This is a genomic window from Candidatus Aquicultor sp., assembly GCF_054640775.1.
In genome coordinates this window covers 1-15,712 of record NZ_JBTSLF010000056.1, presented here as the reverse complement: position 1 = coordinate 15,712, position 15,712 = coordinate 1, and the positions used below count along the sequence as shown (strand labels likewise).

Annotated in this window: 9 protein-coding genes; 3 read left to right on the top strand and 6 right to left on the bottom strand. The window is 51.9% G+C overall.

The genetic code is table 11. The features are described from left to right. Window positions 1-398 (bottom strand): S8 family serine peptidase (locus ACYC56_RS06445; protein WP_461373356.1); only part of this gene is annotated, 398 nt, incomplete at its 3' end. 209 nt (window positions 399-607) lie between these two features. Between ACYC56_RS06445 and ACYC56_RS06440 the strand changes: the two genes are divergently transcribed. After that, the gene (locus ACYC56_RS06440; RefSeq protein WP_461373355.1) at window positions 608-2,281 is read left to right on the top strand and encodes an S-layer homology domain-containing protein; all 1,674 of its coding nucleotides are present in this window, start codon (window positions 608-610) and stop codon (window positions 2,279-2,281) included. Window positions 2,282-2,386: 105 nt separating this feature from the next. On the opposite strand, the gene ACYC56_RS06435 is transcribed toward ACYC56_RS06440, so the two are convergent. The 4 genes from ACYC56_RS06435 to ACYC56_RS06420 all read right to left on the bottom strand — a co-directional run bounded on the left by ACYC56_RS06435 (window position 2,387) and on the right by ACYC56_RS06420 (window position 12,115). Continuing rightward, window positions 2,387-3,352 carry a CAP and S-layer homology domain-containing protein gene (locus ACYC56_RS06435; protein ID WP_461373354.1) on the bottom strand — a complete coding sequence of 322 codons (966 nt, stop codon included), beginning with the start codon at window positions 3,350-3,352 and terminating at the stop codon, window positions 2,387-2,389. Window positions 3,353-3,626: 274 nt separating this feature from the next. Next, the gene (locus tag ACYC56_RS06430; protein ID WP_461373353.1) at window positions 3,627-4,781 is read right to left on the bottom strand and encodes an S-layer homology domain-containing protein; all 1,155 of its coding nucleotides are present in this window, start codon (window positions 4,779-4,781) and stop codon (window positions 3,627-3,629) included. Window positions 4,782-4,990: 209 nt separating this feature from the next. Continuing rightward, window positions 4,991-8,617 (bottom strand): S-layer homology domain-containing protein, encoded by a 3,627-nt coding sequence (locus tag ACYC56_RS06425; RefSeq protein WP_461373352.1) that lies wholly within the window; start codon window positions 8,615-8,617, stop codon window positions 4,991-4,993. Between the two features lie 306 nt (window positions 8,618-8,923). Next, complete coding sequence (locus tag ACYC56_RS06420; protein ID WP_461373351.1) at window positions 8,924-12,115, bottom strand: S8 family serine peptidase; 3,192 nt, start codon at window positions 12,113-12,115, stop codon at window positions 8,924-8,926. 444 nt (window positions 12,116-12,559) lie between these two features. Here ACYC56_RS06420 and ACYC56_RS06415 point away from each other — a divergent pair, with 444 nt between their 5' ends. Both ACYC56_RS06415 and ACYC56_RS06410 read left to right on the top strand, forming a co-directional pair. After that, window positions 12,560-14,071: an ArnT family glycosyltransferase gene (locus ACYC56_RS06415; RefSeq protein WP_461373350.1), complete on the top strand. Its 1,512-nt coding sequence runs from the start codon at window positions 12,560-12,562 to the stop codon at window positions 14,069-14,071. 79 nt (window positions 14,072-14,150) lie between these two features. Further along, entirely contained in the window at window positions 14,151-14,387 is a 237-nt protein-coding gene (locus ACYC56_RS06410; protein WP_461373349.1) for a hypothetical protein, read from the top strand. 111 nt (window positions 14,388-14,498) lie between these two features. Here the strand turns inward: ACYC56_RS06410 and ACYC56_RS06405 are convergent. Further along, a partial coding sequence (locus tag ACYC56_RS06405; RefSeq protein WP_461373348.1) for an S-layer homology domain-containing protein occupies window positions 14,499-15,712 on the bottom strand: 1,214 nt, incomplete at its 5' end.

Here is a 15,712-nt window from a genome sequence, read left to right as displayed (position 1 = left end):
GGGTATTGCGGGTCGTTAGGGGTGAACAAGGCTGCTTTTCGCGTGTAATTGGGTTCGGCATACTCTACCATGCCGCTTGCGTTATAAGCATTCAGCACTTTGTTGATATCGCTATTGCCAAGGGTTACTTTAATTACTCCAAGTTTCGGTAATTTTGAAACGCGTTTTCCACCTAGTCGAGCATTGATAGCTTCTATCGCTTTTAGACTTACGCCCGACTTCGGCCGTATGAGGATTTGCTTGATCTTGCTTATGCCGGCGCTGTCTTTTACATGCGTGGCGGGTATCCCTGCGCGGTTCATGTTTACGGTTCCCGCTAATGCGGCTGTTTGGCCTGCAAGTAAAACAACGGTTGTCGATGCTGCTAATAATGCTTTGGTTTTGTTAAGAAAAAACATCCATTAACCACCTAATTGAGATATGTTATCTTGCGGGATGTAACGATGTTGCCACTGATGTTCAATGGTATGATAAAAACACGAAATGAGCAATAACATATTGTATGGTTTAGCCATCCCCTCGTTTGTATGTTAAGCTTGTAGATGCAGGCAGGCAGTGCTAAGATTCCGGTTATGTAAGTAAGCTTTAGTTTGCATGAGGGGTGCCAATGAAACGTAGCAACATTTTTGCGACTTTGTTATTAGCAGCGCTACTAATAACCGTCATCTTCGGTGGCTTGATGCCGGCCGATGCCGCCTCAAGAAAGTCATTCCCCGATGTCGGTAAGCATTACTGGGCGGCAGACTACATTCTCTCTCTTGCCAACTACGGGATTATAAATGGAAACGCTGATGGTAAGTTTAAGCCAACCGATAATCTGCGTCGAAGCGAGCTTGCAAAGCTCTTAACCACGGCTTTCATATACTCGAAAAGCCCCCGTGTGCCCGCGTTTTCTGATGTCGAGCCCAATCACTGGGCGGCCGGATTTATCTCTACGGTCATCGAGCAAGATCTGGTCGACGGCTTCCCCGACAATACGTTCCGTCCAAACGCGATAGCGACAAGGGTGCAGCTGGCTAAAATCCTGGTAAAAGTTAAGGGGTACTCAACATCCAACGTAAGCGCCCAAACATTTGAAGATGTCGGATCGGGTTACTGGGGCTACAAGTATGTTCAAACGGCAGCCAAAAACAATTTGATAAGCGGCTATTCAGATGGAACATTCAGGCCGAATGCGCAAATATCCAGGGCTGAGGCAGCGGCGCTTATCTATCGGGCGCTCTTAAACAAAGATTATTTGCTCGAGCGCTCTTCGGCCAATCAGGTTACCTGTGAGCGATATCGCCGCTTTATCGAGTCGGGACCGATTAACATCAACGTGCTTAAGGTGCCGAAAACGGCTCCGGTCTCAATAAAGCTGGGCCTTGCAAAGGACAGGGTCGCGGCACGTGAGAGGCTGAGTTCGATGGCCAAAAGAAAGGGTGCGATAGCAGGTGTTAACGCCGATTTCTTCTCAGTTAAGACCGGGGGCTCGAGTGGCTTAATGGTGGACGACCAGATCCTGTCCTCACCCATCAACAGCAGAAGCTACTTCGGCATCCTATCCGACAAGACGTGCTTTATCGATCGGGCTTCGATGAGCGCCTCGGTGATGGCCGCGACCGGACGGCCGGGCATTATCGCATGGCTTAACAAATACCGCGACCGTGATTCCGATACGATTTATGCATACACCCCCTTCTACGGCCCTTCTACCCTTACGGAGGACACCGGAACCGAAGTATCCATCCAGATAGACGGCGCCGTAACACCGAGCAGTGAACTTACCGGAACAGTTCGCGAAGTCAATCACGGCGGTAACTCGCTAATCAAGCCTAATTACATCGTCCTTTCGGCCGATTCCGGGTCGGGCCGAAATTATCTTGACGGAAGTATGAAAATCGGTGATACCGTACACCTTAAGTTCTACCTTAACCCCTGGCAGAGCGGCGCTGCAGCTATCGGCGGGGGCCCGAGGCTCGTCAGGGCGGGACAGGTGAACGTTGAGAGTGAGGGTTTCGATTCGTCCCAGGTAAAAGGCAGAAATCCGAGAACCGGTATCGGTATCGATTCTCAGGGCAACCTGATTATAGAAGTGATCGACGGCAGAAGTGATTGTTTCAGCATCGGGATGACCCTGACCGAACTCGCTGCAGACCTCAAGAACAGGGGTGCTGTCGACGCTATGAATTTCGACAGCGGCGGCTCCTCCACCCTCTACTTCAACGGCGATGTCTGCAATTACCCGAGCGATGGAAGCGAACGCTCGATCAGCAACGCCATCTTGTTTATCCCAAACTAGAAAAGCAGGGTCCAGAGGCCAGGGTTCAGGGTCCGGGGGGAAACCTTCTTCTTAAAAAACCCACTCTCCTTCATCCCTTGCCCCTGGTCCCCGAACTCTGGACCCCTAGTTGAGTAGCCGGTAGATACAGGCTGCGGTATCGGCCCGGAGACAAAGGGTGTCGGGGCGGAACTTGCCGTTTGGATAACCACCTATGATGTCATTTGATGAGGCGATCAGGATATAGCTTTTTGCCCAATGGCCGGCTATATCGGTAAAGCTCTGAGTGTTCGTCGTCAACTTAAGACCGCCGGCCTTGCTTATGACTTTTACCATCTCTGCACGTGTTATCAGACTATCCGGCCTGAAACTGCCGTCGGCGTACCCATTGATGTAGCCGCGGTTGGCCAGCGTGGATATGTATGCCTTTGCCCAATGGCGTTGCGTATCCTTAAAGACTTTGGTTCCGTTTATTGGAAAGTCGAGTGCTTTGACGATCAGTGCGGCGAATTCCGCCCTGGTGATCGGGTTCTCTGGCCTAAATGTGCCGTCCGGATAACCGGAGACCGCTTTTTCCTTAATCAGCCACTGGATATAGTTATACGCCCAGTTACCCGATTCGAAGACTTGTGCGATCTTGGCCGATGAGCCGATAACGCCACCGAAATCGGCGGTCCAATACCACTGGTAATCGGACTCGGGCCCGAGGACCCGGCTTACACCGATCGCTTTGTAATCCTTGCTGAGCATAATGCTGTTATGCCCCGGCGACTGCTTCCAGCCGTTAAACACATCTGTCGCCTTCCACATCCCCGCCGCGATGTTCTCTCCGAGCGATGTATTCGCGCTATAGCCCGTCGCCTTGATCCTGTCGGCAAAGTTTGCGCCATTTTGTGAATCATGCGAGAAGTAGTTGTTAGCAGCCATATCAGCGCTATGCGCGCGGGCGGCATCCGACAGCTTATCTAAAAGAATAAGCTCGTCAAGGCCCCGACCAATCCGGTAATCGTTGATTAGTCTTACCAGTTTTATCTCCTCATAGCTTGCGGCCTGTGCGAGCGGCGCTACGGTAAGGAGCACTAATGCTGCCAATAGTGTTGCGGTGAGTATCGCTATCGTTTTTCTAAAGTTCGCCCTTTACAAAAGTAGCCCTCCTAAAGATTCGATTAAGCCGTGAATCCTAGATTGACTGCATATAAGCCCTATTGGTTGCTTGCTAAGAGGGCGCAAGTTCAGCTATTGCTTGTCTGTACATTTAGTAAAGGTCTGTACTTTTAGCACATTAGCCTCTAATCATACACTTAAAGGCAGGGCGTTTCAAGTTTAAAAACGACCGTTGCTGGTCTTAGTTACGCCTAGCAAGCGTTTATTTGCAGATCATGTAGATGGTTTTTGATGCCTCCGCGCGGTTGGTGAACTTAAGCGGCCTAAAAGTTTTATCCGGGTAACCGCTGATAATACCGGAGTTCATCGCGGTCATGATCGGCGTGTAGCCCCAGAAGTCCTGGGCGACATCGGAGAACGCGGCGCCCGATAGGTTCTCGGGAAGCGCGCAAGCTTTCATGATGATCTTAGCGGCCTCTGCCCTGTTAACCGGCATGTCCGGCCTGAACCTGCCCCCGGTGTCGCCATCGATAATGCCGGCGCTCTTTGCGGCCCCGACATACGGCCAGGCCCAGTGCTCGGCCCCTACATCGTTAAAGTCACCGGCAAAGGTAGTCGCGGGCGCAATCTCGGCGGCGATAACCACCATTTTTATGAACTCGGCCCTTGTAACGAGATCGTCCGGCCTGAACCGGCCGTCGGCATAGCCTTTTATGATCCCATCGCTCACCAGCTTGTTCACATACTGGAAAAACCAGCTGGTCGTTTCGACATCCTTAAATAGACTTTTGCCTTGCGCGATAATAAGGGATTGATAGGCATTGATCGGATTTTTATATCCGCCGAGATGTAGCTCGAAATGAAGATGCGGGGCAGTGGTTTCCGCATTGCTGCTGTCTCCTACATACGCTATGAACTGACCGGCCGTTACCCGCACGCCATCGACGATTCCCGGTGCATAAGCATAGCCGGGGCCGCCCTTTCCATCATCGGTTCCGGGGTTATCGTTGTTGATATGGAGGTAAAAGTAGTCGTTGCCGTCATCGCCGCGTAATAATAGCTGGTAGTATGGCAGGCCGTTTGCCGTGCTTGTTTGCGTGCCGTCACAAATCCAGTCGACCGTGCCATCAACGACCGCCAGAATGGGTGTCATTTTGTCGGCCATGATATCGGTGCCCTCGTGTTTCCGCTTGCCACCGTCACGCGACGCACCGAACGTATCCTGAAAACTGCATTTGCCGGCGAGCGGAAACACAATCGGAACAATCGTTGGGGTGTCGGTAGTTACTCCCGTCTGGGCCATTGCGGCCGGCGGTGCCGGGGATAGTAGCATCAACAGGGATAAGGCCGTAGCCAGCAGTAATAGTAGAGATAACCGTGATAATCGTGGCATTCCTAGTGATAATCGTTGCTGCATAAAAACCTCCATCGCTAGTTCAGAAGACGGATTACCACATAATAGCATAAAAGCAGCGACTAGCGAAGAGCGATTAGGGATTGCTATAGTTAGTAACCTAATAAGTACCCCATCGCTATTCACACATTCCTCACTCATAAAAAAGGGGTCTAGTATAGGAAAACGTGCTTACCATACTAGACCCACACCCAATCGCTCTTCGCCACTCGCTATTCGCTACTCATCATTAGGGCAATGATCTTGCAGACCTCAGCGCGCGTGGCGCTATTTTGCGGTCTGAACGTACCGTCGCTATAGCCGGCAAGAATACCGGATGTCTTAAGCGACGAGATATATTTATCTGCCCAGCACGAGTCGCAATCATAGAAACCGCTCATCGCCTCACTTATCGCCATACCCTTTGCGCTACATATCATTTTGGATATCTCGGCCCGCGTTACCCTGGCATCAGGCCTGAACGTCCCATCCCCATACCCGTCGATAATCCCAAACTGCCTCGCCTTTTCGATATATCCTTTAGCCCAATGACTAGAGACATCGCTGAACGAGAAGGCTGCGCTATCAAGTGGCTTCTCCCCTAGCGACGCCAGTATCAGCTTGCAAAACTCGGCCCGCGTCACGTTATTCTGCGGCTTAAACGACCCGTCGCTATAGCCATCGATAACACCGGCCGCGGTCAGCTTGACTATGTAGTCCTTGTACCAGGAATTTACGGGAACATCGGCAAACGCTATCTCACCTAAAACAGCGCTGGTCGTTATTGTTACGATATCCGATGGTTCGCTTTCATCACCGTCGTTGTTTGCGGCCGTTACCCAATAATGGTAGGTTTTGTTAAACTCGATGCTCTTATCCTTAAAGAAGGTAACCGCAATAGGTGAATCGTTAAGTTTTATACCAACACCCGATTTACCATCAATACGATAGACATTGTAGCCGGTGACGCTCGGGTCGGAGACGCCCGACCAATTCAGGCTCACATACCCCTTGCCCTGATTAGCCATAAGGTTTTTCGGATAGCCATCGATCGTCATGTGCGTTCCGGTATCATCCGAGCCGTTCTGACCGCTGCCGCCCGGTGAGCCTCCGGTTCCACCCGATCCACCGGAACCGCCGGAACCGCCCGATCCACCGCTTCCTACGCCGCCTCCACCCGGCGGCGTAGTCGCTTTGGTGCCGAGCGCGATTACATACGGATGATTATCCCCTTGATCGCCCGCTGCACTGGCGCTATATTTCAAAAGCCCCGCCGGTACATCCTGCCACGTTACGCTGGCGGGTGGGGTTGTCCCCGTCGCCTCTTTGATGGTGTCCGATTGCAAGACGGAAAGCTTAAGCGGCCCCGTGCGCCACCATAGATCCATAGCCATATCCTTACCAGATGCGATATCGTACCCATAAACAGGTGGCGTATCCGAGGCGTTGGTCAAGCCTACATTAATCTTGGCGATGCTGTAGCCGCCGGCGGCCAGCGCGTCTCGAACACTGTTTATCTCGGCCCCGACCAGCGTGTTGAGGATAAGATACCGCAAGAGACCATCCCCGTCTTCATTGCTCCTATCGGGACTGCAGAAGTAGCTGCTATATACAACCCTGCCCTTACCCCACCTAAACCCCACGGCAAGCGGCTTATCGGCAAGGGTTATCCCGTTGCCCGCTGCGATATTTCCTGAGGCAAAGATGTCGCAGCCGGATGTAACCGAATCAATCGTGATCCAGGGCGTCATAAACTCGTTAAAGCCAACCGCCAAAGACGTTGCCGGATCAGAGGGGTCCACGTAGTCGGCAAATCCGCTATCCCTAATGGTGCTTGCGATTGTTTGTGGCGTCGTAATCCCTTCGGCGCCGAACGCTATTCTCCCGGGAAATGCCTGGCTGACCAGGAAATACGACATATCCGATGCGTACAACGACCCGCCATTGTTCACAAAATCTTTGATGGCCGCCGTCTGGGTGGCATCGTATGTCAACGGGGATGAGTCGATAAAGAGACAATGCAGATTCGCTTTAAGCTCTTGCACGTTGGTCAAGTCATCCGTGGTCACGACGGATACATCGGGATATCCCAAATCACCCAAGATATCCTCGATCTGCTCGAATGCTTGTACCCCGTTTTCCTCAGGCTTGACGAGCCCGATATCGGTCTTTTTCAGGATAAAGTTTTGATTGGTAATATCGCTAGCCAGATTTGTGTCGAATTCCGCGGCGGTATATCCGATTTTTGTTACGACGATTTTATAGGTACCGGCCGTCAATCCAGAGAAGCTGTAGACGCCGTCCGGTGATGTTTTCATATCAAGCATAGGGCTGCCGTCCGCAAAGAGGTGTATCTTTGCGCCTTCAATGCCAGACGTATTTTCATCGGTAACTCTACCGCTGATTTCAAAGACCCCCTTTTCGGTTTGAATATGGGCATTCGTTACCGTCTCGGTTGTAACACCCGAGCTGCCCGCCACCTCAACCTCAACGGGGCCTTCAGCTGTTCCGGTATCGACATCGTAATAGAGATCGGTGAAAAGTATCTTCCCGACGGTGCTGGTGGTCGCATCGCTTACATACCATACAGCGGTTTTGGAATCTTCCGATAGGGTCGCGATGGATTGAGTGAACTTCACGCCAAGCGGTAAGACCTGGGGGTTACTTGAGAATCTTACGCCACTGGTAACAATTTTCAATGTGACCTCGTTTGAAGCCGTGGCCGTCGTGAGCGATTGGGGGCGGATTTCTTGCGTCTTAATAATGGCCCCTTCCTGAGAGATGTGATCGCTATAGATAGTCGGCTGGCCGGTCGATTGGGTCTGCGTGCCGTAGGGCACTTTAAGCCGGGTGACGTTTCCGTCCGGGTGTAGAGAAGCGACTATAATAGTGTCGCTCAAGCCGGGGTTCGCCTTGATTGAGAATACCCCGTTCCGGTCGGCTGTCGCAGTAGATTCGACATACGCTTTCGTTCCCGGTGCCGAACTACGGACGACCATGTAGCTACCGGGAGCCGTCCTTCCCGAGATCGTCCCGGCAATAAAATCAACATCGGCTTTAAGGTTAGCCTTAAACGTATCTACCTCATCACCTGAGGAAACAGTTATCGTATACCCGTTCTTGATATCGGCGTTAGGGTCAAAGCCGGTGGTTTTAAAGAAGCCATCGCTGTCGGTTGCCGCCTGTGCGCTGCTCACTTTAGTAGAGCCCGAGTAGACATCAATAGTTACCGCAGTCCGTGGCTCGTAGTAGTACCCCCAGACGGTACCCTCGGTAATGCCGGCCATCGCATATGGGGCTGTGGCATCTACGCTCACCTTGTTCCCGTTACCCTCTTGATAGCTGACATAAAAATAATCGGCCGGTAAAATATCATAATCGGCGTCATAGGTAAACGTGCCGTTTGCCGCAGTTTGCGTTTCTACGGTCGCATGAGCACCGTCCTTATACCTATCTATATCTATTTCAATGTTCTGGTTATGGTTACTCGCAATATGCATGGCGTCATTCGTAGCGCTGGTAAATGCCGAAAGATTTGGGGTTATCGTTTCTGTGACCGGTGCGGTTCCTCCTATCTCAACGATAATCGTGTCTCCGCTCTTGATATCGAACGAGCCGTTTGAGCTGAAGCCGTACGGCTCGATGTAATACCTGCCGTCTGTATCGACCGCGGCGGTCGCGCTCCCCTTGGGATCGCCGTTGTGGTCTTTAACCGTCACTGTGACGGGTGCGAATGGCTCGTAATTCCACCCGTTTACGGTGTCCCAGGTCAGGTTGACCTCCGAATTGCCGTAGGCTATGGCAGCCGAGGGCGATGCAAATAAAACAAGCATAAGGGCGGTGAGTAACACCGTCCACATCAATGGTTTCCTACAAAAGACAATTCTTTTTGACCAGGCCATATCTCCTCCTCCGAATTTCAGCCAGCTTTCTCTATTGGCACAGATGTAATCTGGTAACGATAGGTACAGGGCGACAAGCAACCACTGGATAAGAAAGACTATTACCCGTACGTAATATTGGTAAACGGTATTTTGGAGGATGGATTGTTTAAGAACCGGGGCTTAGCATGTTTACCTAGGGTTTCGGAAGAAGATTTATGAAATGGTATTCACCTTTAGAGGTGCATGATTAGGGGGTAACCAACCGAAGGGACAGGCTGCTTCCTATATACTGGCCAGCACGCCGACGATCATCTTTGCCGCTTCCGCTCTGGATGCGGTGTTGGCGGGCCGGAAGTTGTTATCGGCATAGCCACCAACGATACCGGCTGTAACGCATGAGTTAATAGAGTCTCTCGCCCACGATGAGCTAATATCGTTAAGGCCGCTTGAGCCCGGCGCAAGGTTAAGCGTCTGGGAAATGATCTTAGCGATCTCGGCCCTGGTAACGTTCTTATTTGGCTTGAACGTCCCGTCGGGATAACCGGATATCGACCCGTGCGCCCTGGCCGTCTCGACATAGCTGTACATCCAGCTGCTTTTAGAAACATCGCTAAACGACGCTTCCGCTGCGCCGTCAAGCTCCCAGCCCATCGCCAGGCAGATCATCTTTGCGAACTCGGCTCTCGTTACCGTTGCGGCCGGTCGGAAAGTGTTATCCGTATACCCTTTGATGATTCCCTGTTGGGTTAAATCAAGGATATAGCTATACGCCCAGTGAGACGGTAGAATATCTGTAAAATCAACGCTTGAGTTTTTAGTTAAAGCCGAGGTAGTCTCGGTGCTATCAAGCGTACCGGTATCAGGCGGACTGCCACCACCGCCGCCGCCTCCTCCTCCACCCGCTGGGGGTACTACCTGTTGCTGGCAAACGGCAAATGGGGATAACCCACTGGTTTGCGCCGTGATAAGGTTGTTAAGCGTATCAACCGAGACCGTCCTATCGACCCAATCACCACCTTCATAGTGGTAGAGCTTTAAAGACGCCTCTTGCTCGAGCGTCAATCCCGTATCGCTGTACGGGACCGTTACGATTATTACACCGGTGAACGTGGCGGCCGTCTCTATTTCATAATATTTGCCGAGAATGTTATATCCGGATGGTGGTATGACACCGGTTGTCGAGTTTGCGCTAACCGATGTCTCACCGGCAGATGAAATAGATGCAAAGGATACTGTCACCTGCGGGATATCCGGTGTTTCCGTATCCCCTGCCGGTTTGAGGGCAAGTGTTATGTTGTTTCCGGTAAAAGCGTTGATGACCGGCGTTGCTTTTGAAAAAGCGGTCCTCGTACCGGTTTGCGAAAGATTACCCGCGCTATCATATGCCTTCAGGGACACGGTATACGTTGTATTCGATGTGGGCGCAAAGGTATAGGTTGTACTGGATGTCGTGGTTTCGGTCCCGTTAACGGAGACCGAATAGTAGTCAACGGCCGAGTCCGTATCCACGGGTGTACCCCATGTCACCTTAAAGTTACCATTTGGAAGCGCGGTAACCGCCGGGTTAGGCTTGTCCGGAGGCATGATATCCACCTTAAACTGCTGCCCGTGGTCCACCTCTGCATTGCCGGCCAGATCGATAGCATGCACTATTAGCGTGTGCGTACCGGCAATTGCGTGGAATGGAGCGGTATAGGTGGTATCGGCTCCTCCATCCCACCTGTAATAGATGGTCGAGGTCTCGTTTGCCGTGAGTGTTATCGTCGGCTCGGACGAATACCACCCGTTGTTGCCATTTGCAGATGCCGGGTTTACGGTAATCGCGGTAGCAGGCGCGGTCATATCTGACGAGGCGACATCAAACGCATCCACGTTTATACTAAACCCGGCTGATGCGGCATTCTTAGTTCCCGCAACTTCGACCTTTATCGTGTGGCTTGCCTCCAAGAGACCCGTTTTCGTATAGGCCAGCTGTTGGTAATCGTCGCTCCCATAGAGGTCGACATCCTGCTGGTAGACCGCATCGATATAGACTTTAGCAACGCCCGCCGCGGGATGCTTGCGTGCGACCCAGGTAACCCCGGTCCCGTTGAACGTGTAGGTGATGGAATCACCCATCGAACTCGAGTCCCTATATGTGCCACCGCTTGCATAGGTCGAATTTCCATCGCTCCATGATCCGGAGTACACCGCAGACGTACCGGTCTCCTCGGCGGATACGAACGGGGAGGACACGGCCTTCTCGGCGTTGATGCGCCCGTAGCCATAGATATCGTCTCTGCCGGGTGCGCCGAGATCGTCCACCGCCCGCATGATCGAGCGCGCGAGTTGGTCGCCGGTTCGGCCCGGATACCTGCTTGCGATAAGCGCGGCCAGACCCGCTACGTGCGGTGTGGCCATCGATGTGCCGCTGCCGTAGGCATATCCGCCGTCAATAGAATAACAGCTTAAGATATCGCTTCCCGGCGCCGCGACATCCACGTACCATCCGTAGTTCGAAAACCCCGATTTTACATCAAACGAATCGGTCGCCCCCACCCCTATGACCTTTTGGTATGCCGATGGATAATGCGCGGTGTTGCAATTATCGTTTCCCGCCGCCGCCACGACGACACATCCTTTATCCTGCGCATATGCTATTGCGTCAGATATAGTTAACGACGAACCGTAACTGCCGAGGCTTAGATTGATTATCCTGGCGCCGTTATCGGCGGCATACCTGACGCCTTGCGCGACATCAAAGCTCGTACCGCTTCCGCTTGCATCCAACACTTTGACGGCCAGAATCTTCGCACCCCAGGAAACCCCGGCGATACCGGTTCCGTTGTTGGTGGCTGCTGCAACGGTGCCGGCAACATGCGTTCCGTGCGATTCGTCGTCCATCGGGTCGGTATCGCTGTTGACGTAATCGTATCCTTTAATGACCTTGCCGGCTAAATCCTCATGGCTGTAATCGACGCCGGTATCGACAACCGCAATGACTACCTCTCCACCGGTCGTCAGATCCCACGCCTGAGGCGCCTTTATCATTGGAAGCGCCCACTGGTCAGCATAATATTCGTCATTCGGCACTTGCTGCATGAAATAACGGTATTCGGGTTCGGCATACTCGACACCGGGCATCTTCTTATATCTAGCAATCGCATCTTTTATCGCCATGCCCTTTGGAAGCCGTACCCGATGAACTCGCAGATTTGCGGCCTCCCCTGCGTCTTCTGCGCCTAGACTTCTATTGGCGGTTCGGATTTGTGAGGCGCTCGTGTCTTTGCTGAACTTAATAAGGATTTCTCCGGGGACCATATCGCTTGCCATTCCCCCATCCGTTTTCATTAAGACAGGCGTCTGTTCCACATTTAGCGTCTGAGCGATCGGCTTTGCGGATAACGCAAGAGAAACGCCTGTCGTCAGAATAAATGCAAGCGCCGTAAAGAATAGTATTTTAGTTACCCGGTGGTTCTTTAAAGAGTTAAACATTATCTTTGGTATCGGTCATTATAGGCGTAATTTTGAGCGCCCGAAATAAGCGCCAAATCAACATGATAACCCTCAATAAGCTATTTAACGTTAAAGTTAAGGTTGAGCACATGCCGGATTAACAGCGCTTTCTCTATGCATCGCGCTAAGTTAGAATCTTGGGCAGTTTATCTACGTGCATCATTCGATAGGTTTGCAATTACTAATATTCCTAAAGCACAACTTTAGTGTTAGCCGGTTCCAGAATTAAGCTAAAGTACATACGGGTGAGGTCCGCTTGCTAATTCCATAAACTGGTGAAAATAGTACGGGGCTGATGTAATATCAGCCCCGTACTCAGATCGCTTCTCTCGCGGGCTACTTTCTTTCATATCTGTGATTTAAAAGTGAGGAGTTGTAGTAAATATACTAAACAATAGAGCTGTTCTTTTTTAAGGAGAGGCGTTGTCTGGTCTTGAGGATATGAAGAAACGCACCAGTATCGTGGCACTCATTCTTGTAGCGGCCCTCGCGGTTCGTGTCGCGTGGATATTCTGGTTGCCTTCAATCCCTGTCAGTGATTTCGGTTGGTATCATGATAGGGCCCACTCCATCCTTGCGGGGGCCGGTTTCTCGATTAACGGGCGCCCGACCGCGCAGTTTCCACCGGGTTATCCTTATTTTCTGGCGTTTCTTATTAAGCTCACGGGAAGTTTAACCGGGGTAAAACTGGCTCAGGCGGTAATCGGTACGTTCACATGCTATCTCATTTACCGTCTGACTTCTCTGCTGGCAGGGGCACCGGCCGGGATGGTTGCGGGGGCATTATCGGCGGTATACCCCAACTTCATCTTTTATAGCAACCTTTTGGCCTCCGAGAACCTCTTTATCCCGCTTCTTCTCGGCGGCTTTATCGTGCTACTCGATGATAGAATCAAACTCAAGATGCCCGCACGAACCGTCCTGGCAGGGCTTGTATTCGGTATTGCGGCCCTAACCCGCCCGGCGATTCTCATCGTTCCCGCCATTTTCTTTATATGGCTTTTTATTAAGCGCACAGGGTTGGTTAGAGCGGTCGGCCTCACTGCTTTGATGGGGACGATCATGCTTGCGGTAATCATCCCATGGACGATTCGCAACTATGTCGCCCTGGGAAGTCCGGTGTTTGTCTCTTCTAATGGCGGCGAGGTTTTTTGGATGGGAAACAACGTTAAGGGCAAAGGCGGTCGCTGGTACCCACCCGGGAACCCCGTTGAGAAAATACCCGGAGAGATTGCCCGCAACAACGCGGGCTACAAGATGGCTCTTGCCGATATTGCAGCCAACAAGCTCGCGTTCGCAAAAAACGTTGTGCTAAAGTTTCCCCGGTTTTTCGGCACACCCGATGGCTTGAGCTGGAACGTCCTGGATAACAAGGATCACGATTGGACAAAAGAGAGCTTGAGCACGCCGTTCTTTATTCGGCCGATTCACGGCTTTAATAAGACGTTCCCCTCTTATAGACTGTGGCTTGGTAGGCTTGAACATGTTCTGTGGCTATTGGCGGGGCTCGGGGCGCTTCTTCTAGTGCGGCGGAAACGCGGGTTTATTATCCCAATGCTTTACGTGTGCTGGTTCGCATTCCATCTTCTATTTGCGTTCGGCCACCCCCGCTTTGTTATGCCGCTTGCCGCATTTAACCTCGTGCTGGTCGCCGTGTGCCTGGTTGAGCTGCCGGGTTGGATACAAAGACATGCTGTTGCCTGGTGGCGTTCCCCGTTATGGGTTCGCCTCATATCCATTCCGATAAGCGCTGTCGCCGCCTCTATTATCTACGCCATTGCGCTGGCCTGGCCGCAGATTAACACGAGTCGTTACTTCACAGCCGACTACCTAGTGGGCACCTTTTTTATCGGTTCGATGATTATTTCTACGATCGTTACAACCACTCGCCTTTGGCCCCCTGCAACAGAAGCTATTCCCGGCTCGTCTAAGTGATGGTAACTATTGACATTCGGCAATCTACTACCTAGCATAGTAATTATTAACCGCTTGAAAAAGCGAGGGAGGTGAACGAATGAAGTTCTTCTTGATGGTAACGTTAGCGCTCACACTATTCCTGACAGCGCTTAGCCCCGCTATGGCCTGTGATATGCCAACCCCAGGCACAGAATACGGCCAGCATATCTCGGATATGGCCCAGATGTGCGACACCAGTTCAATGCTTGGCCAGTGCGTCAGCACCATGTCAAACGGCAGCTGCACATGCAGCGGCATGATGGATGGCTCCTGCACATGCAACATGGGGGTGTAACCGGGGTAAGCGGTTCACAGCCACGAAAGACAACAATAAAAAGAGCGCCTCGTTTGAGGCGCTCTTTTTTTACTTTTCACCATCCCCTACTAGGTCTGGTGTTTTTACTAGTTAGATACCTGCGAGCCAGTTGTAGACCATAACGCTGGCCTCTGCCCTGGTTGCATGGTTGTTCGGACGGAAGGTACCGTCTGTGTAACCATTGACAACGCCGTTATTAGCAGCGGTCAGGATGAAGTCTTTTGCCCAGTTTCCATCGATATCTGTGAAACCAGCACCGCTTGTGTCAGTTGCAAAGCCTGCGCCCAATACAACCAACTTAGCGATTTCTGCGCGGGTTATCAGGTTGTTTGGACGGAAGGTTCCATCCGGGTAACCGCCGATAAGACCGGCAGTCTTAGCAGCCTCGATGTAGCCGGCTGCCCAGTTGCCTGATGTGTCGCTGAAGCTTGCAGTTCCACCACTGACAGGTGTTAGACCAGCAGCGAGGCAAATGATCTTTGCGAACTCACCGCGGGTTATCGAAGCGTTAGGATCGAACAGACCACTTGTGCGGCCGTTTATGATCCCCGCGCTAGCGAGGAACTCGATAGCGCTGAATGCCCAGTGAGTTGCTGGAACGTCGCTGAAGGTTGGCGTTGCAGCACCGATTGTGGCGTTAGCAACGGTTGCGAGCCTGGTTCCGCTACTAAAGCCCGCAGCAGAATCAGTTGTGTTGGTTCTAACATCAACTATGACATCACCGTTTATGGCTTTGCTGGTGACATCATATTTGATTCCGCTGATCTTGAACGTTGAAGCAGCCGTACTCGTATTGGTAACCTGGAATACGATTGTTTGGAAATCTTGGAGGCCAGTACCACTTACATAAGCGGCTGAGCCTGCCTCTGCATTCCCATCGGTCACGTTAATGGACGGCTTCGCGCCAAAGGTCACGAGTGCACTGCTATCTGCTATCTGGTCAAAGACATGCAGGAATACAAACGTGCCTGTTGGCAATGCGCCAGCATTGCTCTCGGTGATCACAATGTCGCCGCCAGCTTGGTTTGGCATATTCACTTTCAAGGCAGGCTTGCTTGTAGCGCTAATCGTTGCCTTTGCGGTCGATGAAAGCGATCCAACGGTCACGGTCTTTGTCGTGATGCCAGCGCCAGAAACTTGTACCTTAACATCCTGGCTTGCGTTTGAAGCAACATTGACCTTGATGTTGCTGATAACAATTGTGCCGGGGCTTGTGCTTGCTGCACTAACATCCCACGTGTAGACGGTTGAGCTGCTCTGTGCTCCAGTAGCGGTTGTTACATTCTTGCCACTTTCGCGGAATT